The organism is Croceibacter sp. (assembly GCF_002716225.1).
Taxonomy (GTDB): Bacteria; Bacteroidota; Bacteroidia; order Flavobacteriales; family Flavobacteriaceae; genus Croceibacter; species Croceibacter atlanticus.
The window spans coordinates 1-25,864 of sequence record NZ_PAZX01000003.1 but is presented as its reverse complement, the minus strand read 5'-3'; the positions used below and the strand labels follow the sequence as shown (position 1 = coordinate 25,864).

28 protein-coding genes and 1 pseudogene are annotated in these 25,864 nt (G+C 37.3%); 2 read left to right on the top strand and 27 right to left on the bottom strand.

Features of this window, described 5'->3' with window-relative positions:
* Positions 1–138 precede the first annotated feature (138 nt).
* The 5 genes from CL818_RS01065 to CL818_RS01045 form a co-directional block, all read right to left on the bottom strand.
* Positions 139–591, bottom strand: coding sequence for a hypothetical protein (locus CL818_RS01065; protein ID WP_272972586.1), 453 nt, complete (start codon positions 589–591; stop codon positions 139–141).
* Between the two features lie 14 nt (positions 592–605).
* Positions 606–2,672: an alpha-ketoacid dehydrogenase subunit alpha/beta gene (locus CL818_RS01060; protein WP_414646389.1), complete on the bottom strand. Its 2,067-nt coding sequence runs from the start codon at positions 2,670–2,672 to the stop codon at positions 606–608.
* A gap of 271 nt (positions 2,673–2,943) precedes the next feature.
* Positions 2,944–3,246, bottom strand: coding sequence for a GIY-YIG nuclease family protein (locus CL818_RS01055; RefSeq protein WP_272972584.1), 303 nt, complete (start codon positions 3,244–3,246; stop codon positions 2,944–2,946).
* A gap of 226 nt (positions 3,247–3,472) precedes the next feature.
* On the bottom strand, positions 3,473–4,534 hold the full coding sequence (locus tag CL818_RS01050; RefSeq protein WP_272972583.1) for a branched-chain amino acid aminotransferase: 1,062 nt from the start codon (positions 4,532–4,534) through the stop codon (positions 3,473–3,475).
* A 79-nt stretch (positions 4,535–4,613) separates the two neighbouring features.
* The gene (locus tag CL818_RS01045; protein ID WP_272972582.1) at positions 4,614–6,038 is read right to left on the bottom strand and encodes a dihydrolipoamide acetyltransferase family protein; all 1,425 of its coding nucleotides are present in this window, start codon (positions 6,036–6,038) and stop codon (positions 4,614–4,616) included.
* Positions 6,039–6,197: 159 nt separating this feature from the next.
* Between CL818_RS01045 and CL818_RS01040 the strand changes: the two genes are divergently transcribed.
* Entirely contained in the window at positions 6,198–6,671 is a 474-nt protein-coding gene (locus CL818_RS01040) for an Lrp/AsnC family transcriptional regulator (RefSeq protein ID WP_272972581.1), read from the top strand.
* A gap of 168 nt (positions 6,672–6,839) precedes the next feature.
* Here the strand turns inward: CL818_RS01040 and CL818_RS13500 are convergent, their stop codons facing one another.
* From CL818_RS13500 to CL818_RS00930, 22 genes are all read right to left on the bottom strand, one after another.
* Complete coding sequence (locus CL818_RS13500) at positions 6,840–7,034, bottom strand: GIY-YIG nuclease family protein (protein ID WP_336380102.1); 195 nt, start codon at positions 7,032–7,034, stop codon at positions 6,840–6,842.
* A gap of 3 nt (positions 7,035–7,037) precedes the next feature.
* On the bottom strand, positions 7,038–7,652 hold the full coding sequence (locus CL818_RS01030; RefSeq protein WP_272972580.1) for an acyltransferase: 615 nt from the start codon (positions 7,650–7,652) through the stop codon (positions 7,038–7,040).
* A 29-nt stretch (positions 7,653–7,681) separates the two neighbouring features.
* Entirely contained in the window at positions 7,682–8,002 is a 321-nt protein-coding gene (locus CL818_RS01025) for a GIY-YIG nuclease family protein (protein WP_272972579.1), read from the bottom strand.
* A gap of 38 nt (positions 8,003–8,040) precedes the next feature.
* On the bottom strand, positions 8,041–8,793 hold the full coding sequence (locus CL818_RS01020; protein ID WP_272972578.1) for an enoyl-CoA hydratase/isomerase family protein: 753 nt from the start codon (positions 8,791–8,793) through the stop codon (positions 8,041–8,043).
* 54 nt (positions 8,794–8,847) lie between these two features.
* Entirely contained in the window at positions 8,848–9,168 is a 321-nt protein-coding gene (locus tag CL818_RS01015; RefSeq protein ID WP_272973094.1) for a GIY-YIG nuclease family protein, read from the bottom strand.
* 78 nt (positions 9,169–9,246) lie between these two features.
* Positions 9,247–11,757: a phenylacetic acid degradation bifunctional protein PaaZ gene (paaZ, locus tag CL818_RS01010; protein WP_272972577.1), complete on the bottom strand. Its 2,511-nt coding sequence runs from the start codon at positions 11,755–11,757 to the stop codon at positions 9,247–9,249.
* Positions 11,758–12,639 carry a YDG/SRA domain-containing protein gene (locus CL818_RS01005; protein ID WP_272972576.1) on the bottom strand — a complete coding sequence of 294 codons (882 nt, stop codon included), beginning with the start codon at positions 12,637–12,639 and terminating at the stop codon, positions 11,758–11,760. It abuts the gene before it with no gap.
* 2 nt (positions 12,640–12,641) lie between these two features.
* Complete coding sequence (locus CL818_RS01000) at positions 12,642–13,244, bottom strand: short chain dehydrogenase (RefSeq protein ID WP_272972575.1); 603 nt, start codon at positions 13,242–13,244, stop codon at positions 12,642–12,644.
* Positions 13,245–13,352: 108 nt separating this feature from the next.
* Positions 13,353–14,567 carry a 3-oxoadipyl-CoA thiolase gene (pcaF, locus tag CL818_RS00995; RefSeq protein WP_272972574.1) on the bottom strand — a complete coding sequence of 405 codons (1,215 nt, stop codon included), beginning with the start codon at positions 14,565–14,567 and terminating at the stop codon, positions 13,353–13,355.
* Between the two features lie 70 nt (positions 14,568–14,637).
* Positions 14,638–15,000: a four helix bundle protein gene (locus tag CL818_RS00990; protein ID WP_272972573.1), complete on the bottom strand. Its 363-nt coding sequence runs from the start codon at positions 14,998–15,000 to the stop codon at positions 14,638–14,640.
* 32 nt (positions 15,001–15,032) lie between these two features.
* A complete protein-coding gene (ypfJ, locus tag CL818_RS00985) occupies positions 15,033–15,896 on the bottom strand; it encodes a KPN_02809 family neutral zinc metallopeptidase (protein WP_272972572.1) in 864 nt (287 codons plus the stop codon).
* Between the two features lie 48 nt (positions 15,897–15,944).
* The gene (locus CL818_RS00980; protein ID WP_286971175.1) at positions 15,945–16,355 is read right to left on the bottom strand and encodes a PaaI family thioesterase; all 411 of its coding nucleotides are present in this window, start codon (positions 16,353–16,355) and stop codon (positions 15,945–15,947) included.
* Positions 16,356–16,392: 37 nt separating this feature from the next.
* Positions 16,393–16,773, bottom strand: coding sequence for a four helix bundle protein (locus CL818_RS00975; protein ID WP_272972570.1), 381 nt, complete (start codon positions 16,771–16,773; stop codon positions 16,393–16,395).
* Between the two features lie 71 nt (positions 16,774–16,844).
* On the bottom strand, positions 16,845–18,008 hold the full coding sequence (locus CL818_RS00970; protein ID WP_286971173.1) for a 3-hydroxyacyl-CoA dehydrogenase NAD-binding domain-containing protein: 1,164 nt from the start codon (positions 18,006–18,008) through the stop codon (positions 16,845–16,847).
* A gap of 82 nt (positions 18,009–18,090) precedes the next feature.
* Positions 18,091–18,876, bottom strand: coding sequence for an enoyl-CoA hydratase-related protein (locus CL818_RS00965; protein WP_272972568.1), 786 nt, complete (start codon positions 18,874–18,876; stop codon positions 18,091–18,093).
* A 154-nt stretch (positions 18,877–19,030) separates the two neighbouring features.
* Positions 19,031–19,540 (bottom strand): 1,2-phenylacetyl-CoA epoxidase subunit PaaD, encoded by a 510-nt coding sequence (paaD, locus tag CL818_RS00960; RefSeq protein ID WP_286971170.1) that lies wholly within the window; start codon positions 19,538–19,540, stop codon positions 19,031–19,033.
* 49 nt (positions 19,541–19,589) lie between these two features.
* Positions 19,590–20,351, bottom strand: coding sequence for a 1,2-phenylacetyl-CoA epoxidase subunit PaaC (gene paaC, locus CL818_RS00955; RefSeq protein ID WP_286971168.1), 762 nt, complete (start codon positions 20,349–20,351; stop codon positions 19,590–19,592).
* A 48-nt stretch (positions 20,352–20,399) separates the two neighbouring features.
* Positions 20,400–20,744 carry a four helix bundle protein gene (locus tag CL818_RS00950; RefSeq protein WP_286971167.1) on the bottom strand — a complete coding sequence of 115 codons (345 nt, stop codon included), beginning with the start codon at positions 20,742–20,744 and terminating at the stop codon, positions 20,400–20,402.
* A gap of 49 nt (positions 20,745–20,793) precedes the next feature.
* Positions 20,794–21,084, bottom strand: a complete 291-nt coding sequence (paaB, locus tag CL818_RS00945) for a 1,2-phenylacetyl-CoA epoxidase subunit PaaB (RefSeq protein ID WP_013186830.1) — start codon at positions 21,082–21,084, stop codon at positions 20,794–20,796.
* A gap of 3 nt (positions 21,085–21,087) precedes the next feature.
* Complete coding sequence (gene paaA, locus CL818_RS00940; RefSeq protein WP_286971165.1) at positions 21,088–22,044, bottom strand: 1,2-phenylacetyl-CoA epoxidase subunit PaaA; 957 nt, start codon at positions 22,042–22,044, stop codon at positions 21,088–21,090.
* 10 nt (positions 22,045–22,054) lie between these two features.
* Positions 22,055–23,128 (bottom strand): 2Fe-2S iron-sulfur cluster-binding protein, encoded by a 1,074-nt coding sequence (locus tag CL818_RS00935; RefSeq protein WP_286971163.1) that lies wholly within the window; start codon positions 23,126–23,128, stop codon positions 22,055–22,057.
* Between the two features lie 123 nt (positions 23,129–23,251).
* On the bottom strand, positions 23,252–23,824 hold the full coding sequence (locus tag CL818_RS00930; protein ID WP_502692186.1) for a TetR/AcrR family transcriptional regulator: 573 nt from the start codon (positions 23,822–23,824) through the stop codon (positions 23,252–23,254).
* Between the two features lie 167 nt (positions 23,825–23,991).
* On the opposite strand from CL818_RS00930, the pseudogene CL818_RS00925 reads away from it, so the two are divergent.
* Positions 23,992–25,605 (top strand): annotated as a pseudogene (locus CL818_RS00925) (aromatic amino acid hydroxylase); the annotation flags it as partial.
* Between the last annotated feature and the right edge of the window lie 259 nt (positions 25,606–25,864).

The window sequence follows — 25,864 nt, the reverse complement described above, 5'->3', positions numbered from 1 at the left end:
GTGTTTATAACTACGAGAACAGACTAAATGAATAGTAGTAATGCTTTAGAGGAGTTATGAGGAACGAGATACAAAAATATCAAATCGTCTAAAACCTCCCAAGGTTACAAAAATTGAAAACTTATTAGGCTTTAATTATTACAATGAACAAGAACCTTCTTTGCTTGGAAATGTAGCAATGAGACCTTCATAAATATCTTTATGAGCTCTAATTTTAAATTTACGTCCGTCATTGCATACGATTACAAATTGAATCTTTTGATTTTTAGCCTTAATGTCAATACTGTCAAAACGTTCAACTTCATTAAAATGCAATGGGATAAATCCAATGTCACTTTTAATGATAAAACCTTGTTTTATAAATGTCATCTTGGAGCGCTTAAAAGTATTATAGCTCATACACCAAATACCTATGGATAATAAACTAAGTACTACAAAAATGAATATTATATTTTCAGTAAAATTAAATTCTGAAAAACTAGCACTATAAATATAATAGCCAAATAGTAAAAATGATATCAAAATTATTGGAGTACCAAACCGATTAATGAGATATCTTCCTTTTAACTGAAAGTCTATCATATACTCCATATTACATATATTATTTAATAGTCTAAAAGCTCCTCAATCTTCGCTTTCACCTTCTCCGTACTAGGAATAAACGTCTCTTCTAATACAGAATTCAAAGGTATCGCTGGCATATTTTCACTACCAATGGTCATAACTGGTGCATCCAAATATTGAAAGCATTCTTCTTGTATTTTTCCTGAAAGCGCTCTCGCAAAAGTATTATCGCTAGGCTCTTCAGTTACCACTAAACATTTTCCACATTTTTTAACGGAAGCCATTATAGTTTCTTCATCCAAAGGATGTAAAGTTCGTAAATCCACAACCTCAATACTGTCTTGCAATCCAAGTTCTGCTGAAGCATTCATTGCCCAATGTACGCCCATTCCGTAAGTGATTATAGAAATAGTTTCTTGGTCTTCCTGTTTCCAGATTTCTTGAAGGACATTCGCTTTTCCAAATGGTAAGACATAATCTTCATCTGGCATTAATGAGGTCGCGCCTTTTGTCCCTTTTACCTTACTCCAATACAACCCTTTGTGTTCAAAAATAACAACAGGATTTGGGTCATAATATGCCGCTTTCATAAGACCTTTTAAGTCGGCACCGTTACTTGGGTAAGCAATTTTAAGACCGCGAATATTAGTCACCACACTTTCTACTGAAGAACTGTGATAAGGACCACCACTTCCGTAGGCGCCAATAGGTACACGTAATATCATTGACACTGGCCATTTACCATTTGAGAGGTAATTGCTTCGTGAAACCTCTGTAAATAGCTGATTGAGTCCTGGCCAAATATAATCGGCAAACTGAACTTCTACAATTGGTTTTAAACCAGTGGCGCTCATGCCAACAGTACTACCTATAATAAATGCCTCTTGAATAGGCGTATTGAAAACACGGTTATCACCAAACTTTTGCGCTAAGGTTGCCGCTTCTCTAAACACACCACCTAAACGGCCACCAACATCTTGACCGTACATCAAACATTCAGGATGTTTGCGCATTAATTCTTCAACTGCAAATAGGGCACAATCTACCATTACGACTTTATCGCCACCTTGTGGTGAACGTTCGCCTTTCTCTTCAGTAATTGGCGTAGGAGCAAAGTCGTGTGTAAATAAATCTTCTGGTTTTGGGTCTTCGGCTTTTAATGCTTTTTGATAAGCTTCTTCAACTTCAGATTTAACTTCAGTTTCAATTGCAGTTAAGTCCTTTTCAGTAAACCCATTATCCATCAATAATTTTTGAAGCTTCGGGTATGGATCGCGAGTCTTTGCTTCGTCTAAATCATCACGATAAAACTCCATTCGTACACCAGACGTGTGGTGATTTAGTAATGGTACTTTAGCGTGCACTAAAAACGGCCTGCGTTCTTCACGCATTGTTTTGATGACTTTTTGAATGGTACTGTAGCTTTCTTCAAAATCAGTTCCATCAATAGTTACGGCTTCTAAGCCGTGAAAACCTGCTGCATATTCGTAAGCATTTTGCGCTCTTGTTTCAGCTTCATTTGCTGATATATCCCAACCATTATCTTGAACCAAATAGAGGATAGGCAGTTGTTTTAAAGCGGCCATTTGAAAAGCTTCGGCGATTTCACCTTCGGTAACTGAGGCGTCGCCTAAAGAACAGACTGTTATTGGCAATTCAGACGTCTTTGAGTCATAACCTAAATTCTGGTCTTCACGATACCACATTCCCATAGCCACACCAGTAGCAGGAATCGCCTGCATACCTGTTGCACTACTTTGATGTGGAATTTTTGGCTTATCAGCATCCTTTAAACTTGGGTGCGAGTAGTATGTACGACCACCAGAAAATGGGTCGTCTTTCTTTGCCAAGACCTGAAGCATTAAATCATAAGGTGTCATCCCAATACTGAGCAAAATAGAGTCATCTCGATAATACGGGAACACGTAATCTTGTGGCAGTAATTGCATTCCCACAGCATTTTGAATGACTTCGTGACCACGAGATGTGGCGTGAACGTACTTGGAAACGACTTTAAAGTTTTCCTCATACAATTCTGTCATCGTCTTTGCAGTCGCAACATTTTTAAACGCTTGTTTTAGTGTGTTTTTATCTATGCTCATATTCATTTTCTATTCCTAAGTTTGTCATTTCGTGCTACAACACGGAATCTTTCACGTTCTATAATTTATTTGAACCTTGTCGGTTGTAAGAGATTCTGAATCAAGTTCAGAATGACAAGAGTGTTTTTGTTTTGTCATTCCGTGCTTGACACGGAATCTTTCACATTCTCTATTTTTAATTGAACCTTAAAGGTTGTAAGAGATTCTGAATCAAGTTCAGAATGACAAGAGTGTTTTTGTTTTGTCATTCCGTGCTTGACACGGAATCTATCGCTTGCTAAAAATCCCAATCAATTGCTAAATCGTGCCAATCTTTATTATGTTCTTCAATCAATTCAATTTTCCAATCACGCTTCCAATTCTTTAACTGCTTCTCTCTTTTGATAGCATCGTTCACATATTGAAATTGCTCAAAATACATCAGTTTTGTCAAATTATACTTTTTGGAAAAGCCCTCAACCAATTTGTTCTTGTGCTCAATCATTCGACGTTCAAGGTTGTTGGTCATTCCTATGTAAAGTACACCATACATCTTGTTGCTTAAAATGTAAACGTAGTATTGATGTTGTCCCTTTAACATTTCGTCTCACTTGTCATTCCGTGCTACGACACGGAATCTTTCACATTCTATATTTTTAATTGAACCTTGTAGGTTGTTAGTGGTTCTGAATCAAGTTCAGAATGACAACTGTTTTCATTTTCATTTGTCATTCCGTGCTTTGACACTGAATCTTTCACGTTCTATATTTTTAATTGAACCTTAAAGGTTGTAAGAGGTTCTGAATTAAGTTCAGAATGACAAAATATTATTTTGTCACCTTCAACATCCAACCAAATTTATCTTCAACTTTACCTGTTTTAATGCCATCTAAGGTATAGTTTACTTTCTCGCCTATAGGATTATCATCAGAGACATGAATTGTTCCTCCATCATAACCAATGCTTTCAATCATTGCAATATTTACTGCTGTTCCTGTACCGAAAGCTTCTTCAAGCGTTCCATTTTTTTCTGCCTCAATTATTTCATCAATAGTGATACGACGTTCAGTTAAATCAAATCCAAAATCTTTAAGCAACGTCATTACACTTTTTCGAGTTATTCCGTCTAAAACAGAACCATCAAGTTTTGGTGTAATAAACTTACCATCAATCTTGAAAAAGATGTTCATTGTCCCAACTTCCTGAATGTATTTGTGCTCGTGTGCATCTAGCCATAAAACTTGATTGTAGCCATTAGACTTGGCTATCTCTGTAGGTCGTATTGCCGCTGCATAATTTCCAGCCGCTTTAGCTTCGCCAGTACCACCTGCTGCAGCACGTATGTATTGCTTTTCTGCCCAAAGTTTTATGCGTTCTTTAAAAAATGGTCCTGCAGGTGTGGCTATAATTATAAACTTGTAATGTGTGGCGGCGCGCATACCAATATGTGGCTCATCGGCATACATAAATGGTCTTAAATATAATGTGCTACCGTCTTGTTTTGGAATCCAGTTACGTTCAATATTTACAAGTGCTTTTAAGCCTTCAACAAAAATTTCTTCAGGTATCTCTTGCATTCCCATGCGGCGAGCACTAAAATTTAGTCGTTTTGCATTATCTGCTGGTCTAAACAACTGCGGATTTCCATCTGCATCAACCGTTGCCTTCATACCTTCAAAAATCGCCTGACCATAATGTAATGCCATTGCTGCTGGATGTGTTGGTATGGTGTCTAGAGGAACAACTCTTGCGTCTTTCCAAACGCCATCCTCAAAATCACAAATTAACATGTGGTCTGTAAAGGCTTTTCCTAATGGGATATTGTTAATGTCAACAGTCTCCAATTTTGAAGTTGTTGCTTTGGTTATTTTTATGTCTAAAGTTTTCATTATTCTATATGATTATGAAAAGCATCTCGACTACGCTCGATGTGACAATGGATGTCAGTTCGAGCATAATCGAGATCAATTAAATTTCTCTATTCGTATCAAACTGCTCTAAATTATCAGCAATTTTCTTTAAGAAGCTTCCGCCAAGGAAACCATCCACAATGCGATGGTCAAAGGATAATGACAAGTACATCATCGAACGTATTTCGATAGTATCATTACCGTCTTTTGTAATAACTTCTGGTCGCTTTTTGATAATTCCAGTAGCGAGAATCGCCGCTTCCGGTTGGTTAATGATGGGTGTTCCCATAACACTTCCAAAGGTTCCCACATTACTTATCGTAAAAGTACTTCCTTTAATGTCATCGCCGCCAAGTTTGTTTTCTCTGGCGAGATTCGCCATTCGATTAACGTCTGTAGCGAGTTCCTGTAAGTTCTTTTTATCGGCATCTTTCACAACCGGAACGATAAGGTTCCCACTTGGTAAAGCGGTTGCCATACCAACGTTGATGTGTTCTTTAACGATGATGTTTTTACCATCTACAGACACATTAATCATTGGAAACTCGGTAATCGCATTGGCGACAGCTTCAACAAATAATGGCGTAAACGTGAGCTTTTCGCCATACGTTTCCTGAAATTTCACCTTGTTTGCGTTTCTCCATTTCACAATATCAGTCATATCAGCTTCAACATATGCCGTTACGTGTGGCGACGTATGTTTACTGTATACCATATGGTCTGCAATCATACTGCGCATACGGTCCATCTCGACAATCTTGCCAGTACCTTTATCCAATTTCAATTGCGGAATCGTGTACTGTTTTGGTTGCTCAACAACTGGTTGTTCTTTTAAGGCTTTTAATTCTGCTAAAGTGTCATTGAGTTCCTGACCCAATTGCATCATTTGCTGACCGATACTTTCGAACTGTGAACCTATATCGCCAGAGATTCCTGCCTTCGCAGGAATGACAGAGAATTGATAAGGTCTTCCAGCATCTATATATTTAAATACATCACTTTTTCGTAATCGGCCATCATTTCCTGTCGCTTCAATCCGAGCCAATTCTTCAAATGAGATATGATGTTCTTTGGCTATTGAAATGACCAAAGGCGAATAGAATGTATTATTCTGAATGCCTACTGAAGCCGTTTTTTGAAGAGGTTCTTTAGCTGAAGATTTTGTCGAAGCTTCAACTTTAGTTGATGGTTTTGAACTAGCTTCTTTTTCTTTCGATACCTCTTCAGGTTTAGAATCCGAAGAACCTTCTTCAAGTATTGCAATCTCAGAACCTACCGCAACAACGTCATTAGCCTGAGCTTTGTGAGAAATCATAACACCCGAAAATGGTGCAGGCACTTCATTATCTACTTTGTCTGTAGCAATTTCTACTAAAATATCACCTTCTTCAAAAGCATCACCTTCTTGAACCACCCAATTTATGATAGTACCTTCTGTAATACTTTCGCCCATTTTAGGGACTTTAAATGCAGTCTCGCTCATAAGTTTCTTGAATTCTAACAAATTTAATTAATCTTAATGAAGTTTATAGGTATCAACTAAACAATCTATTTGTAATAGAATAAAATTCTGCCTAATGTTATTTAACTATGTTTTTATTCTTAATATTGAATTTTAAACCAAACTAAATAGAAGTTCATTGTGATTAAACTAGATAGTACAGATAAAAAGTTACTGAAATTACTTCAAGAAGATTCTAACAGAACCGTTAAAAGTCTAGCTGAAATTTTAGGTAAAACTACCACGCCTATTTTTGAACGCATCAAGAAATTAGAAAAAGAAGGTCTAATTGATGGTTATGCTGCAAAGTTGAACGCCAAGAAATTAGGGCTTAAGCAAACCGTATTTATTGCCATTACCTTGCAAGGCCATACACGTAGCTTTTTAGAGAAATTTGTGAGCCAAATAAATGATTTTCCAGAAGTGGTAGAGTGCCACCGTATTAGTGGAACCTTTGATTATTTGCTGAAACTTGTTGTAAAAGATATTGAAGCTTACGAAACTTTTATTGTCTCAAAGTTAACGTTGATACCGTACTTAGGAAGTGTGCAGAGCTTTATCACATTGAGTACTGGAAAGCATACGAATGAGTTGGATTTGAGTGTGTTGGATTAACAATTCCTGCGCAGGCAGGAATCTCTGAGTTAGGAGAACCTACTTTCGAAACAGCCTAGATTTTCCGATGTCCAAGTTCCAATTCAGACTCAATTCTGTCCAACTTGGATTCATTTCTTCGATGAGATTTATTTTCCACTCACTTTTCCATTTCTTCATTTGTCTTTCTCAGGTACTGGCTAGACTCTCATCTTCTAATTCTTCAAAATAGACTAGCTTGTCACAGTTATATCTAGCGGAAAAGGATTTCGGGTTTACTTTATGTTTGTGTTCAAGAACTCGGCTATCTAAATCATTGGTGTAGCCGATGTACAAAATGCCATCGAGTTTACTGGCCATTATATAGACATACCATTTGCTCATTTCCTACTTGTCAGGAGATTCCTGCCTACGCAGGAATGTGTTCAACGTCTTATAAAAGTTCTCCTGCTTCGGTCTATTTTCAGGAATCTCGCGTAATGGCTCAACCTCTCTTAAGCTTTCGTGACAATCGGCAGGTAATTGTTGGTAGAGTTTTGTTCCCGCAGTTTTCCAGGCAATCATCTCATCAGACACTTCTTTAATAATTTTAGCAGGATTGCCAACAACTAAACTTCGTGATGGAATCTTCGTTTCACCTTTTACAAAAGCCATTGCACCAACAATACTTTCGTCTCCAATTTCAGCATCATCCATTATGACACTATTCATTCCGATAAGGCAATTGCGACCCAAATTTGCACCGTGAATTATCGCGCCGTGTCCTACATGTGCGCCTTCTTTTAAAACGATAGATTTTCCAGGGAACATATGAACCGTGCAATTCTCTTGAACATTCACACCATCTTCTAAAATAATCTCACCCCAATCACCGCGAATAGCACAACCAGGACCTATATAACAATCTTTTCCTATAATCACATTACCAGTCACAGCCGCAAGCGGATGCACAAAACTAGATTCGTGGATTACTGGGATGTGGTTTTTGAAGCTGTAAATCATAACAACTTCCTGCGGAGGCAGGAATCTTTTTATTGGTTAGTTCTATGTTTATTTAAATCTAAATTCCAATTGAGGCTTAAATCAAACCAGCTTGGATTCATTTCTTTTATTAAATTAATTTTCCAGTCTCTTTTCCACTTTTTAAATTGACGTTCTCTTTTTAAAGCTTCAGCTACTTCACTAAACTCTTCAAGGTAAATTAATTTATCACAGTTATATCTTGCTGTGAAAGACTTTGGGTAAAATTTAATTTTATGTTCAATAACTCTCGAATTGATATCATCTGTAACACCAATATATAACACACCGTTTGGTTTATTTGTCATTATGTAGACTGTCCATTTGGTCATAGTTATCAAGTCAGAGATTCCTGCCTACGCAGGAAGTATTAAGCAAACCGCTTCAATTTCTCCTTTGTGAATTCAGATAATACAAGTCGTCCTGAAACTTTCGCACGTTCATTTAATAAGGTGTCCCAATCATCACAACCATCCCAAAAGATTTTCTTCATTTCTTTCATTGCTTCAGGATTATAAGTGCATAAATGCTCTGCTGTAGCTTGAACGGCTTCGTCTAGCTCTTCAGTTGAGTCGTATACGTGCGTGAATAAACCTTTATCTTTTGCCCATTCTGGACTATAAAAGGTATTAGCATCAATAGCAATTTGAGACATTCCGCTAACGCCTAATTTACGTGCAACAGCTGGTCCGACAACAAATGGCCCAATACCAATATTCAGCTCACTTAACTTGATAGAGGCAAATTTTGTAGCCATACAATAGTCCATCGCACTAGCAAGGCCAACACCACCACCAACTGTTTTTCCTTGCACACGACCAATGATGAATTTTGGACATTTACGCATTGCGTTTATCACATTGGCGAAGCCCATAAAGAATTCTTCACCTGTCTTTTCATCTTCAATAGAAATCAATTCCTTAAAGCTTGCGCCGGCACAAAATGTTCGGTCGCCACCACTTTTTAAGATAATGACAAGAATATTGTCGTCTTGGCCTGCTTCAGTGATTGTGTTTGCTAATTTGGCTAGAATATCACCTGGCAAACTGTTATGTGCCGGATGAAAAAATTCTATAGTTGAAATTCCGTTTTCTGTATATTGTTTTACGTATGGACTAGTCAAGGTGTTGTTTTTAATGGTATGTCAAAGCGCACTAGATGCGCTTTCGGTTTATACCTAGTTATTTGTTTCTTGGTTTGGTTCTTCAAAAATACTTAAATCCCATTGAGCACTCAAATCTCGCCACTCAGGATTTAACTCTGTAATAATATTCTGTTTCCATTCGCGCTTCCACTTTTTAATCGTCTTCTCTCGCTTTATGGCTTCTTGAATCCATTGGTGTTCTTCAAAATACACCAACTTATCAATATTATATCGACCCGTATGCGAACCATAAGTTCCACTCTTGTGTTCAAAGGTGCGACGCTTAATGTCATTAGTTACGCCGACATAGAATAGATGATTTCTCTTGTGAGTCATAATATAAGTGTAATACATATGAACTCTTGTGGACATTTACGGATGACGATTTAGTTAATTTGGAAGCGAATCCGCAATAAATGCGGATTGACATCGCTATAAAATATTAAATTGCTCAAAGTGATGATTCAAATGCTTTCGCTCTAAAAGCGTCCACTCAAATCTATCTAAATGCCCAAAAACGGCATTCTTTGTAGTAGCCTTTGCATTTTGCTTAAAGTATTTCACGTAAGCTTCACGAGTATCTAACAGTGCTTGTTTTGCATCGTCAAGGTTATCGTGTTCTAAAGGCATCAACTCATCTTTCTTCATTAATGGCATATGATGACCTTGCGGAAATGGCTTATAGTTGTATAACGAATCGTGCACTTTTTCAAGATGCTCTTCTGGTGTTGCAATCTCAAAATCCTGAATTTCTCCTGAAGCGACTTTATAACTCCATTCCAAATGTTCTACCATATGTTGTGGTGTCATTATACCCCATTTTGGTTTAACATCTTCAGTAAGTTTGCTCAATGAATTCTGAATAAATTCTTCTGAAATCTCTTCAAAAACAGTCTGCTTTTTCTGAACCATCGTCAAAATAGTCGCGATAGCTACTAATGGTTCTTGGTCTTCATCTGGCTCAGCATCAAAAACCTCAACAAACCATTTCACGATGCCGCTAGGTAATTCTGAACCTTTTTGCTCGCGGTCAACTTTCTGCTTACACGTTAATCGCACGTAAACCGTATCGTTATGATACAACGGACGTAAGAATCTTATTTCCTCTAAACCGTAATTCGCAGCAACTGGTCCTTTATTTGGATACACAAATAATCCTGCTGCCATCGAAATTACAAAGTAGCCGTGTGCTGTTCTATGCTCGAAAATACTGCCGTCCAGACTTGTAATATCTGTATGTGCATAGAAATGGTCCCAAGTCAAGTTTCCGAAGTTTACGATATCTGTATCAGTAATGGTACGCTTATGAGTTTCCAAAGACATTCCTGGTTGTATGTCTTCCCAATGATAAGCAAATGGATGCTTAGGCGATTCTTTATAAGCCGAATTTGGTTGGTAAATACCAGTAATTTCAGTCAATGTTGTTGGACTTCCTTGTATGGCACAACGCTGCAAATAATGTTTGATGCCTCGCATACCACCCATTTCTTCACCACCACCAGCGCGACCTGGACCACCGTGAATTAGGTTTGGCAACGGCGAACCGTGACCTGTACTTTGTTTCGCACTTTCTCTGTTTAAAACTAAAATACGACCGTGATGCGTAGCTGCGGAAACTGTGTAGTCTCTAGCAATTTTATTATCATTTGTCACGATGGAAGATACCAAAGAACCTTTCCCCATTTTAGATAACTGAATGGCCTCATCTAGATTTTTATAAGGCATTAATGTAGAAACAGGTCCAAAAGCTTCAGTAATGTGTGCCGCTTCATTTTTCAACGGATTATCCTCACGAAGTAAGATTGGTTTAATGAACGAACCACCTTTTGTGTTTTCACCAATAGTCTGTGCCTCGTCAAAATCGCCGTAAACGATATCTGCAGTTTTTGAAATTTCTTTGACTTGACTATAAACACTTTCACGTTGTTCTTTGGTTACCAAAGCGCCCATTCTCACTTCCTTCAATCTTGGATCGCCGATAGTAACTTTGTCCAGTTGTTTTCCAAGTGCGATTTGAACGTCTTCAATTAAGTTTTCTGGAACAATGATACGACGAATAGCCGTACATTTTTGCCCACATTTTACGGTCATCTCATTACGGACTTCCTTGATGAAGAGATTGAATTCTGGAGTGCCTGGTTTAGCATCCTCACCTAGAATACAAGCGTTTAATGAATCGGCTTCCATCGTGAATGGAACAGATTCCTCAATAAGTTGCGGATGGTTTTTTAGCATACGCCCTGTTTTTGCAGAACCTGTAAAACTCACCACATCTTGAGATTGCGTATTATCTAAAATATCTTTAGCGGTACCACTAATTAACTGTAACGCACCTTCTGGCAAAATTCCTGAAGCGATGATTTCTTTTACTACAGCTTCAGTGAGATATGCGGTTTGTGGCGCAGGCAATACAACAGCAGGAACACCAGCCATCCAATTACACGCACACTTCTCTAACATTCCCCAAACTGGGAAATTGAATGCATTAATATGAACCGCTACACCTTCACGTGGCACCATAATGTGATGGGCCATAAAACGACCGCCACGCGATAAATCTATTGGGTCACCTTCGACGTGAAAGGATTGATTTGGAAATAATTTACGAAGCGAAGCATTGGCGAATAAGTTTCCAAAACCACCTTCAATATCTATCCAAGAATCAATTTTTGTGGCTCCAGTTCTGTAACTGATCTCGTAAAATGCTCTCTTTTTCTTCTGAAGATAAAACGCCAATTTCTTAAGCATTAATCCACGTTCTTGAAAGGTCATTTTACGTAATGTATTTCCCTTTTCTCTTCCGTATTGAAGAATTTCTCCTGTGTTTAAGCCTTCAGTCGTGACGCTTGTAAAGTGCTCGCCAGTCACCGAATCGTAGATTGGATTTCCATCGCCTTTACCGTCTTGCCATTGGCCTAATATGTAATGTTGTGTTTTTTGCATTTAAAATCTATTTTTTTCATCATAAAAGTGATGAAGATGATATTTTAAAAATTCTTTATTAATGTTATGCTTTGGATGTATTTTTAGCCTTCCCTCAATACCTATCAAATCATAGTCATCTAAAATAGAAAAGCCTCCATAATCAAACATCACATGATGATTAGGGCATAAACATAAAATATTACTTAAAGTATCTGGGCCATTATGCGGAATACCTAAAGGTTTTATATGAGCAGCCTCAGCATAAAGACCAGAAGAGGTTTCTATCGCTTGATCACAAACTTGACATTTATAATTATATAAAAGCTTAATACTTTTACTTAATTCTGTATCTCTAACTATTCTTTGGATAGTGGTTTCTACTCTTTTAGTAGATTTATATTCTGACTGATCTTCTTTTAGGATATTTGCAATAGAAATATCATTCTGGTTTAGTTTTCTAAGTCGAAATCTCCAAATATTAAATCCACTTTTTCCTATATCTTTCCAATATTCTTCAACTATAAACAATCCATCGTATCTATATCCTTCTTGGGGAGCATAATTAGATTTTTTATCCGTTCCCCTAATAACTCTTACAGGCAGACCTTTGAGTACATTAAGTGCTAAAGCTTTATTTCCTCGAACTAATTCTTGATCTACCACTTGCTTAGTTGAACCGTCTTCTCTTCCGCCATGTCCGGTATAGACAATTGTATCACCATGATCTTCGTCATCTTCATATCCTCCTGAAATTACAATTGAGTCAGCTCCTTCATTTTGGCTACCACTAATACCTGCTTGAGTTGGCCTATGTAAACCACTGTATGAAAGCTCAAGTCTATTTGAAAAGACCTGTCCTTCATAAGTTTCATCAATATGTCCAAATATTCTATCAGCCATTATTAACCTTGCAATCTTATGATTTGTCCGTTTAATCTACTTTCAATGGCTTTAATATAGCCCATTGCTACTTTTTTCATTGGAACAGGAATGTTTCCTGGAAAGTAGCTTCGGTATTTTTCGTAGGCATCTTCTACTAAATCTGATGACACTGCATTTATACGCAAGCCGTTTCCTAATTCTAGAGCAACAGCTTTTACAAAACTATGAATACCACCATTTACCATTGCTGCAGAACTTGTCATATATACTGGCTCATCTGCTAAAATTCCTGTAGTTAATGTAAATGACCCTTTAGGATTTAAATAATCCTTACCTATGCGAACCAAATTAACTTGACCCATCAATTTACTCTTAATGCCGATGTAGAAATCCTCTTCTGAAAGATTTTCGAACACTTCCCATTTTGCTTCGCCAGCGACACAAATTACAGCATCTAGGTTATCGACTTTCTCATACATCGCCTTGATAGATTCTGAATCTGAGATATCGACTATGACATCAGCTTTTGAACGACCAGCGACAATAACTTCGTGTTCCTTGGATAAGGTTGTATTTAAATATCTTCCGATGGTTCCGTTACCACCAACTAATAGGATTTTCATTCTGTTTTGTTTTTTGCGTTAGGGATTGAGCGGTTTGTTTGAACTCTTTTTGCTATTTCAGCAAAAAAGTGAGTAGCGAAAGCCCGACCTTTAGGTAACGCCCAAATTCTATAAATTCACGTTTTCGATAATCGCCGCATAGCCTTGACCAACGCCGACGCACATCGTAACTAATGCGTAACGCTTGTTAGTTTCCTGCAACTCCAAAGCGGCAGAATAGGCGATGCGCGCGCCTGTAACGCCAAGCGGATGACCGATGGCAATTGAGCCGCCATTAGGGTTAATTCTTGGGTCGTCGTCCTTTAATCCCCATTCGCGAATGCAGGCTAAAGCTTGTGCTGCAAAGGCTTCGTTGAGTTCGATGACATCCATATCTTCCATAGTTAAACCGGCTTTTTCCAAGGCTTTATTACTCGCCTTTACTGGACCGATTCCCATAATTCTTGGCTCGACACCCACAACGGCTGAAGAAACGATTCGTGCCAATGGCTTTAGATTGTATTTTTTTACAGCATCTTCTGAAGCGACAATTGTTGCAGCCGCACCATCATTTAATCCTGAAGAATTTCCTGCAGTAACACTACCACCTTCTTTTTTGAAAGCAGGTCTAAGCTTTCCAAGAATTTCCTTCGTGGTTGTTGGTTTTACAAATTCATCTTTACTGAATTGTATTGGGTCTTTTTTGCGTTGCGGAATTTCAACAGTCATAATTTCCTTTGCCAAGCGCCCGTTTTCTTGAGCTTTGGTGGCTTTCATCTGACTATTGTAAGCAAAGGCATCTTGGTCTTCACGACTGATGTTATATTTCTCAACTAGATTTTCGGCTGTGTTTCCCATACCATCTGTGCCATACATTTCGTGCATTTTTGGATTCACAAAACGCCAGCCAAAACTAGAGTCGTACATCTTACTGTCGTTCCCAAATGCTTTCGAGGGTTTGCTCATTACGTATGGTCCGCGCGTCATATTCTCGACACCTCCAGAAATAAATAAGTCGCCGTCACCAGCTTTTATCGCTCGGTTAGCGTGGATGATTGCAGAAAGTCCAGAGCTACACAACCTATTTACTGTTTCGCCAGGAACTGAGAATGGCATTCCTGCAAGTAGTGAACACATTCTTGCGACGTTGCGGTTGTCCTCGCCAGCTTGGTTGGCACAACCCATTATAACATCGTCGAATGCGTCTTTTGGGATGTTTGGATTTTTTTCTAGTACGTGTTTGATGACCATTGCTCCCAAATCGTCTGTCCTAACAGCAGATAATGTGCCGTGGTAACTTCCGATTGGTGTGCGTGTGCCGTCTATGATATATGCTTCTTTCAAAATGATAAATTTTAAATGATAAATATAAAATGTAAAAGTGCGTATGAACTCTACTTTTATATTCTCGGTTTTACATTTTACGTTGTGTTGTTTTTATGCTTGAAGTAAAAATGGCTACGAGCTCTGAACATTCTTTTGTTATAGTTTCGAATGCATCTAAGTCTTTTACCAAATTTGCTTCTTTCAGTATTTCTAAATTGGTCTGAGATTCCCTTAATTCCTTAAGACAAATTCTCATTTTATGGATAAAATCTTTCTTTGATTCTGCACCTTGAGCTTCTCCATAATTTAAAGCTGAAGATGTTACTGAACGTATTAATTGTTTTGATAAATGCTCAGTAGCAAAATTCTGTTTGAGTAATCCAATATTTGAAATAATCATTGCTGAAAATTTCACTAATCTGTTCTGAAGATTATAGGTATTAGATTTCACTTTGAAATTTTACATTTAGCCTTTTACATTTTTCAGTTTAATATCGCCTTAAACGTATCGTGTTGGCTCATATCACCAGTTCTGAAACCTTTCATAAACCACTCCATACGTTGCCTACTTGTGCCGTGTGTGAAACTGTCTGGCTGAACATAACCTCTGGTTCTTTTTTGAATGGCATCATCACCAACGGCTTGTGTCGCACTTAATGCTTCTTCGATATCGCCTTCGTCCAAGTATTTTTTATTGTAATGCGCCCAAAGTCCCGCGTAAAAATCAGCTTGGAGTTCTTGAGCTACAGATAACTTATTAGCATCTGCCTGAGAACGTCCTTGTTTTGCTTGTTGAACTTGGCGTGAAGTTCCTAATAAGGTTTGAACGTGATGCCCAATCTCGTGAGCCGTGACATATGCAATAGCAAAATCACCACCTTTGGCGCCAAAACGCGTTCGCAATTCTTTGAAGAATGCTAAATCCATATAGACCTTTTGGTCGCCAGGACAATAGAATGGTCCAGAAGCTGAACTCGCTTTTCCACATCGTGTGTTTACAACATCCGTAAACAAGACCATTTGTGGTTCTTTATAATCTCCTAAGTTATTCTGTCTAAATAGTTGATTCCATACATCTTCCGTATCTGCTAAAACAGTCGCCATAAAATCGCCCATTTCTTGTTCTGCTGAAGTGAGTTCTCTTGAAGTGGTTTGCTGAGTCGTCGTTCTGGAATTATTGATTTGCTCAACAATTGGTGCAATTTGCTGACCTGTTTCACCTCCAAAAAGTTGGAGTAAAATGACAATAACAGCAATCACGCCACCACCAGCGGCAACTTTGCCTTTGGTACTCATACCACGACGGTCATCGAGATTGCCACTTTTTCTTCTACCTTTCCATTTCATATTTAATAGGTTATGGTTAGTCCTTTAAAAATACAATTTTCTAAATGCTTATTCCCAATCTTTGCTCGTTCTGTATACAACGCCTTTAAATAGCGCAACAAGTTGGTCGCCTCTCTTAACTTCGACGATATTGAACCCTACTTTTTTCTTTGAAACATCTGTCACCGCTTCAGCAGTAATATAATCGCCTTCTTCGAGTGCTTCAATATGATTAATCGAAGTTTCAATACTTACTGCATATTTTCCGTGTGTGTTTGCTGAAAATCCAAAAGCAGTATCGGCTAAGCTGTATGAAATACCGCCGTGCGCTTTTCCCATACTGTTGAGCATTTCTTTGCGAATGGTCATTCCAACCTTAACGCGACCGATTTCAACGTTTATAATTTCTATGCCGAGCCAACTTGAGAAATGGTCTTGACTTAGCATTTTGATTGGGATTTTGGTTTTGGAAATAGGCATTAGGGAATAGGGATTTGTTATTAGTAATTGATTAGGATTAGTACTTTTTGTTTCGTTCTAAGATTTTGTTTCTAAGCGAAGACATCATTTTTGTCATTTCTGAAATTAACTTTCTGTTTTCTTCATTTTGTTGATGACTGATATAATTTCTTCTGATAGCTTTTGTGCTACAACTCACACATTCATTAGCGCTATAAATTGCGTGATTAATATGTTTCACAAATTGAGCATCTGAACCTGGATAACCTTCGGCAAGATTTAAAGCAATGGAATCTGCAGCTCTTCTAAATTGAGATGATAAAGCATATAATTCGTGTTTAGGAAAATCCTTTACAATTTTGTCAACGACTTCTCCAAAGTCCATCGCCTTTTGATAAACTTGTAAATCCTCAAACTTAAAATTGTAATCACTATTCATTACTAATGCCTATTTCCAAATACCTAATGCCTTTTTTATCTCATAGCTAAAGGCTCAAAGCTCAGAGCTTTTTATACCTCAAACTTACTTCCTGAATCCTTCATCCTACGTAGCATCGGTGAACAACGGTATCTGTCTTCGTGATATTCATTGTACAATTTGTCTAATTCTGTAACGCACCAATCGATTCCTTTTTCATTTGCCCAAGCGAGTAAGCCTTTTGGGTAGTTGACACCTTTGGTCATTGCATTATCAATATCTTTTGCTGAAGCGACATTCCAAAACAAGGCATCTGCTGCTTCATTGATAAGCATTACTAATGTTCTATTGAAGATGTTTTGTCCTAATGCTGAATCTTTATTTGGCTCTGGTTTCGTAGCGACTTCAGAATAATCGTAATAGCCTTTACCTGATTTTCTGCCTAAATATCCTGCTTCAGAAAAGCGTTTTTGAGTGAACGCTGGTTTGTAACGTGGGTCATAATAGAATGCTTCAAAAACAGTTTCAGTAACTGTGTAGTTCACATCGTTTCCTATAAAATCCATTAATTCAAAAGGCCCCATTCTAAATCCGCCAAATTCTTTCATTGCCCAATCAATCGTGGCGAAGTCGGCAATACCTTCTTCATATTGTCTTAGTGACTCACTATAAAATGGTCTTGCGACACGGTTTACGATAAATCCTGGAGTGTCCTTTGCAACTGCAACTACTTTCTTCCAACTTTCAATCGTTTCTACTGAAGTTTTCAACGTTGCTTCTGAAGTCTGTATTGCAGGAATAACTTCAACCAATTTCATTAGTGGTGCAGGGTTGAAGAAATGAATCCCAACACAACGTTCAGGTTTATTTAGTGATGAAGCAATGGAAGCAATCGACAAACTTGAGGTGTTTGAAGCAATGATACAGTTTTCAGAAACTATACTTTCTAACTCCTGAAACACTTTCTTTTTGATGTCGATATTTTCAACAATAGCTTCAATAGTCATATCAGCATCTGAAAATGATTTCATATCTGAAACATAAGAGATGTTTCCTTGAATACGATTTTTTTCAACAGCATCAATTCGACCTTTCTCAATTAATCGATTTAGTATTTTCTCTAAAGCTGTTTTTGCTTTATCGAGTGCTTCTTGATTTAAATCGAATATTTTGACTTTACAATCAGCAGTGGCCGCAACTTGTGCAATACCACTTCCCATTGTTCCTGCACCTATGATTCCTACGTTCTTTATCATCTTGAAAATGTAAAATTGAAAATGTAAAATTTCAAAGTTCTATGCCTTTATAATTTTACTTTTATCATTTTGAGTTTATTATTTATCTGCCTTTAAATTCTGGTTTGCGCTTATTTACAAATGCATCCACACCTTCAGCGTAATCTTCACTTTGGGCAGCTTCAATTTGTAGCTTGCCTTCTAATTCTAGTTGTTCAGTAAGTGTATTGGTCATTGATTGGTTGAGCAAACGCTTTGTCATTCCCAATGCTTTGGTAGGCATTTGCGATAGGGTTTGTACTGTTTTTTCAGCTTCAGAAAAATAATCTTCCGCAGAAAAAACTTTGTATATCATTCCCAATTCTTCTGCTTCTTTAGCTGAAACTTTATCACCTAACATCATTAATGCTGAAGCTTTTTGAAAGCCGATTAACCTTGGTAAAAAGAATGTTCCAGCGCTATCAGGCACCAAACCAATTTTACTAAACGCTTGTATAAAACTAGCGTGCTCTGACGCAATGACAATATCGCAAGCCAAAGCAATGTTCGCACCAGCGCCTGCTGCAACGCCATTTACGGCACAAATTATTGGTTTTTCAATATTGCGTATAAGTTCAATAATTGGATTGTAATGTTCTTTAAGAATTTTCTTGAAACCTGGATTTAATTCTGGAGTTGTAACTTCCTTCAAGTCTTGACCCGCACAAAATGCTTTGCCTTCACCTGTTATAAGAATCGCACGAATGCTGTCATCCTTATCACAAGCTTTTAGTTCATCTTGAAACAGCAACGCCATCTCACGATTAAAGCTATTAAAACCTTTTGGTCGGTTTAGAGTGAGTGTGGCAACGTTTCCGTTTATGGTTTTTAGTATGGGTTGGTCGGTCATATTTATTTTTTTTGTCAACCTGAACTTGATTCAGGTTCTCTTATTTTTCAAATTTTGAATAGTATAATGTGATTCTGAAACGAATTCAGAATGACGGCGAGCTTATATTTTAAAGTTCTCGTTTCTAACATAGAGATTCCTGCCTACGCAGGAATTAGGTTAAACATTTAAAATAGTCGAACGGCTCTTGGCAATCNTCNCATTTAAACATNGCTTTGCAAGCCGTTGAGCCAAACTGACTTACCAAATGTGTGTTCGTACTTCCGCAGTTTGTGCATTTTACAATCTTGGCATTTCCTAGTAACGCAGCTTTATCTGCTGTGGCGTCCATTGGTGGCGCGATGCCGTACTCTTCGAGTTTTCTCTTGCCATTCTCGCTCATCCAATCTGTGGTCCAAGCAGGAGAAAGAATCAATTTTACTTTTGATTTNTAACCNGCTTCNGTNANTGCTTTTTCAATGTCGTCNCCAATAACATCCATTGCTGGACAACCGCTNTATGTTGGTGTNATTTTTACTGAAACTTTNCCGTCGTCTTCAAAATCTGCATAACGAACAACNCCTAAATCTAAAATTGAAAGCACTGGAACTTCAGGATCGGAAACCGACTCTANAATGTCTATAAGTTTTTTGTTGATATGTGGTTCTTCAGTGAGAGTTTTCATTGCCCTTATTTTCTGAATCTTTAGAGATTCCTGCTTTCGCAGGAATTTATCACCATTTCATATTAGGATAGGTGCGTTGCATATANTGCATATCGCTTAATAGATAACCAAGATGTTCTGTATGAATACCTTCTTTNCCACCTTTTTGCCAGTATTTACTTTCAGGGATTTCGATAGTTGCTTCTTTTAGAAGATTCTCAACGCGATTGTAATAGGTGTTTTTNAGTTTTGAAACATCTACACCGATACCAGCTTCCGAAGCTTCTTTNTCTGCTTCAGTCATCATAAATAATTCATTGGTATAACCCCAAAGATTATTCACGGCTTCCTGAATTTTATTATGGCTTTCTTCAGTTCCATCGCCTAGACGTTTCATCCAATCTCCAGAAAATCGCACGTGATAGCTCACTTCTTTAATGCCTTTCTTAGCAATTGCTTCTAAGTTTTCATCTTTACTATTTTGAAGTTCTTGCATTTGTAAAATGTGGAAAACATCAAANAAATANTGTCTTGCGATGACGTAAGCGAAATCTCGGTTTGGTTGCTCAACCAAAAGCACATTTTTATACTCACGTTCTTTTCTGAGAAACGCGAAATCATCTTCAGTTTTGTCCTCTTCAGATAAATCGGCAGCATATTGGTAGTAACCACGAACNTGTCCGAACAAGTCTAATGAGATGTTAGTGCAAGCGATGTCTGTCTCTAAACTTGGTCCGTGACCAGTTAAGGTTCCTAGACGTTGCCCAAGGATGAGTGAGTTATCGGCGATGCCGAGGATGTAATCTGTTAATGTGTTTTTATTGATAGTCATTTGTTCACTTTGAAAATGAAATCGAAATCGAAAATGAAATCGAATGGTTTATGAATATTTTTTTAAGAGCGTTACTGTGATTCGAATTAACTCGTCATTCTCTTTTTTTAATGGTTCGGCTTCTATTTCGGTTAAAATGTTAGATTTTGTTTGNATATTCAAATTGCGTAATGATTCTCTCAATTCCTTTAAAGTTATCCTTAATTTGTTTGCTCTATCCTTATCTGAACCAGCACCAGCAAATTCTCCGAAATTTAATGCCGATGAACAAGCTGAACGAATGAGTTGCTTTGCCAAATAATCGGCAGCATATGAATTAGGCATTTTACGATAGGACTTCACAATAGAAGCAGCAAAATTCTCAAAGCGATTATCTAAATCATAGTTTTTCATTTGTTCTATTTTTCAGCTTTGATTTCAATTTCGGTTTCGATTTATCTCCTTACATATGCTTCACGTCGTCTGGTAAATCGTAAAAGGTTGGATGGCGGTACACTTTGTCTTGTGCTGGCTCGAATAGCTCACCATTATTGTCTGGGTTAGACGCTGTAATGTGTTGGCTCTCCACAACCCAAATGCTTACGCCTTCGCTACGTCTTGTGTAAACATCACGCGCATTTGCTAAAGCCATTTCTGCATCTGCTGCGTGAAGGCTTCCAAAGTGACGGTGTTCTAATCCATTTTTACTTCTCACGAAGATTTCCCAAACGGGCCAATTTTTCTTAGTGCTCATATCTTAACTTGCTTTCGCTACTTTTTTATTTTCTTGTTTTTCTGCATAGGCAACAGCTGCATCGCGCACCCATTCNCCTTCNTTCCANGCATTAACTCTGGCGTTCATGCGTTCTTTATTACAAGGACCGTGACCTTTTACAACTTGCCAGAATTCATCCCAATCTATCTCTCCAAAATCATAACTACCTGTCTCTTCATTAAATTTTAAATCTGGATCTGGAATAGTTAGTCCTAAAATATCTGCTTGAGGNACGGTTTGGTCAATAAATTGCTGACGTAGTTCATCGTTNGTTTTACGTTTCAGCTTCCATTTCATAGATTGTTCTGTATGCACTGAAGCATCATCTGTTGGGCCTAACATCATCAANCTTGGCCACCACCATCTGTTCAATGCATCTTGCGCCATTTCTTTTTGTTCTGGAGTTCCATTACAAAGTGAAAGCATGATTTCATAACCTTGGCGTTGGTGAAAGCTTTCCTCTTTACACACGCGCACCATTGCTCTTGCATATGGTCCATATGATGTGTTACACAATGGCACTTGATTAATAATCGCAGCACCATCAACCAACCAGCCAATCGCACCCATATCTGCCCAAGTTAATGTTGGGTAGTTGAAGATTGAAGAATATTTTGCTTCNCCAGAATGTAGTTGACGNTATAATTCTTCTCTAGACACACCTAANGTTTCACAAGCGCTGTATAAGTATAAGCCGTGACCAGCTTCATCTTGCACTTTTGCTAATAACGCAACTTTGCGTCTTAATGAAGGTGCACGTGAAATCCAATTACCTTCAGGAAGCATNCCAACGATTTCAGAATGTGCGTGCTGAGACATTTGCCTNATGTGTGTCTTNCGATACTTTTCNGGCATCCAATCTTTNGGTTCAATTTTTTCATCATTGGCAATGCGTTGCTCAAAGATGTCTTCTAAATTCTTTATTTCTGCGTTGCTCATAATATTTTNTTTATACGTCGAAATCGACAGTTACTTTATCACTTGTTGGAACAGCTTGGCAGCTAAGCACTAAATTTTGAGATACTTCCTTATCATCTAATGCATAATTTATCTTCATCTCGACACTTCCTTCTTTTACCTCACATTTACACGTGCTACAAACACCACCTTTACANGCGAAAGGTAAATCTGCACCTGCGCCAAGTGCTGCATCGAGAATGTTGTCGTAATCTTTAGTCATTGTAAAGTGAAATTCTTTTCCACCATCTACAATAGTAATTTCTTTTCCTTCAACACTTTGTTGTGCAAGACGTTCTGCTCTTGCTTTGTCTTCATCACTTAATCCTGTGACAAACAATTCATAATGCACTAATTCTTTTGGTAAGCCGGCTTTCACTAACTCATCCTGNATCATAAAAATCATATCTTCAGGACCACATATAAATACTTCATTAGTATCTTGAATATCTACAAAGGTGTGTGTTATTTGTTGAATTTTCTCTGGTGTAAACCTGCCGTTAAATAATTCAATATCTCNTTGTTCTCTNGTTAGAAANTAAAAGATGTTTAANCGTCCAAAATATTGATTTCTAAGCTGTTCTATCTCTTCCTTAAAGATAATAGATTTTGCATTCTTATTCAAATAGAATAGCTTGAATGTACTTTCTGGCTCTAGTGCTAAATGTGTTTTTATCATAGATAGGATAGGAGTAATACCACTTCCTGCTGCAAATACTAAATAGTTTTTGCGTTTTGAGTTATCTATGTCTACACCAAATGTGCCACTTGGTTCCATAATTTCTAGCATATCGCCAGANTTTAGGGTATCATTTACATATGTAGANAATTTNCCGCCGTGAATTTTCTTTACAGCTACTTTCCATTCTTTATCTATTGGGCTAGAACATAAACTATATGATCTTCTTGTGTCTTCGCCATTTATAATAGCTTTTAATGTAAGGTGTTGACCTTGAGAAAAGTTGAAGGCATTGTGTAGGTCTTTAGGTACATCAAAAGTAATCACCGAACAATCGTCAGTTTCTTTATAGATGTCCTTAACTCTTATATTATGAAATTTAGCCATTTAGAGGTGTAAATTATATGTCTTTATGTTCAATTATTATTCCAAAACTAACAAACGTTAGTTAGATGTGCAAGTATTATCTACTCTGTTATATTTATTCCCGTTGTAATTATGCTGTTAAGGTTAAGTTCTTATACCATCTAAAAGCACAGAAACCATGTCTGTTTTAAGGATATTTACATCCATTTTACCACGTTTTTCATACCATAAATACATAGTCTGAAGTGTAGAAAGCATAGAAAACACAATAACTTCTGGGTTTTTATTTATTATTTCTCCTTGGTTAANACCTTGTTTAATTATAGTTCTGAAATTATTTTCATAGGCATTTCTTAAGGTTACAAAACGTATTAACTCATCTGCTTCAAGATGTTTCCAGTCGTTATGCATCATTGCCATTGCGCCCGAATTGTTTATGCTAATATCAATATGAAGACCTATTAAATCCTGTAATTTNTTTATTGAAGTGGTCTCTTCATTAAAAATTTGNGTCATACCAANAGTAAANGCTTCAGCAATNTCAAGTATAATTGTAGAAAGTATTTCCTGCTTATTTGCAATATGGTTGTATAGGCTAGCNGCCTTTATATCTAAAGCCTTNGCCAAATCTCGCATAGATACAGCATTGTAGCCTTTCTCTGTNATAAGGTCTTTGGCTACTTTAAGAATTTCAGATTTACGATTTAATACTTTCATCATTACAAATATACTAAAAACTAACACTTGTTAGTTAGCTCCNTATTATTATTCAAATTAATGCTTCTAAAATTTAAAGGTTTCACTGTAAAAAATGGTGTGTTACACCGACAACTCTTACTTTTGAATGTATTTTGTGCTTTGCATGATTTCATAATAATGACAGGATGAACGAAACCATACAGACAAACCCACTTATAGATAGATTGCCACCACACTTAAAGCAATTTATAAAACCTCAAAACTACGACGATTATACAGCTATTAATCAAGCAGTATGGCGTTATGTAATGCGTAAAAATGTTGAATATTTAGGTAAGGTTGCACACGAAAGTTATTTGTCTGGATTAAAGAAAACAGGTATTTCNATAAATGAAATNCCTAGTATGTATGGTATGAACCGTATCCTTAAAGATATTGGTTGGGCAGCAGTTGCTGTTGATGGTTTTATACCACCAAACGCTTTTATGGAGTTTCAAGCNTATAAGGTGTTAGTNATTGCTAGTGATATTAGGCAATTAGAAAATATAGAGTATACACCAGCGCCAGATATTATTCACGAAGGNGCAGGNCACGCACCNATTATTGCAAGTCCAGATTATGCAGAGTACTTGCGNCGATTTGGTGAAATTGGNAGTAAAGCAATTTCTAGTGCGCACGATATTGANATGTATGAAGCAGTAAGATCTGTTTCTATACTAAAAGAAGCAGAAGGCACACCACAAGANCAAATTGANGCTGCTGAANNNCTTGTTGAGGAACTACAGAATAAAAAGGTTGAGCCAAGTGAAATTTCATTAATTAGAAATTTACACTGGTGGACTGTAGAGTATGGTCTTGTTGGAACAGTCGAAGACCCAAAGATATATGGCGCAGGTTTGCTTTCCTCTATAGGCGAAAGCAAGAATTGTATGACAGATGCCGTGAAAAAACTACCATATTCTATTGATGCAGCATACCAAGATTTTGACATCACAAAACAACAACCACAACTATTTGTAACTCCAGATTTTGCTTATTTACAAGAGGTTTTAGAGGAGTTTGCCAATACAATGGCAGTAAGAAAAGGTGGTTGGCGCGGCCTTAAAAAACTTATTGAAAGCAANCAATTAGGTACTATAGAATTGAGTACAGGCTTACAAGTTTCGGGTGTNTTTAAGCGNATGATACAGAATGAGGATAATGANGTTGTTTANTTTGAAACNGAAGGTGAAACCGCATTATCTTACCGTGAAAAAGAATTGATAGGTCATGGTATAGAGCGCCATACCAATGGATTTCGATCGCCTTTAGGGAAATTAAAAGGTATTAATCTCGCCATTGAAAATATGGGTCCACGTGATTTACAAGCTTATAATTTTTATGACGGTAAGCACATTCAATTTGAGTTTGAAAGTGGCATTACTGTGGAAGGAATGAACGTTACAGGTATAAGAAACCTAAAAAGTGAATTGATGTTGATTCAATTTACAGATTGTACCGTGAAATATAAAGATGAGGTATTGTTTAGTCCNGAGGATGGCGANTTTGATTTTGCCGTTGGAAAAGACATTGTTTCNGCCTTTGCAGGTATGGCAGATTACAGATCTTTTAATGTAAANACNCATAATCCNTCANCNACNACAACNATNAAANCNGAACGTTCTNCAAAACAANAAGAACTTATNGAGTTGTATGAGGCTATTAGGAATTACCGCAACGGTGAAACCACTAAGTTTTCACCAGACGCTGTTTTTGATATCTTGAAGAAACACCATAATGAAGATTGGTTACTACCTTTAAATAAACGCGAGAGCGTTGGTTTATCTAAATTAAATTTAATATCAAACGCAACTGCTGGTATAGAAATAAAAGGTGATGGTGGTTCTAACGATGGTTACTTACAGCTCAACTGTTCACAAAATTCTCATGGTGTGAAAATAAAATCACCACCTCACTCTGCTGGACAATCATACACTCTAACATTACCACAATCTATTACTAACAATACATTCTTAAAAACAGATGGCTCTGGTAATCTTAGCTTTGCTGCTGCTGGTG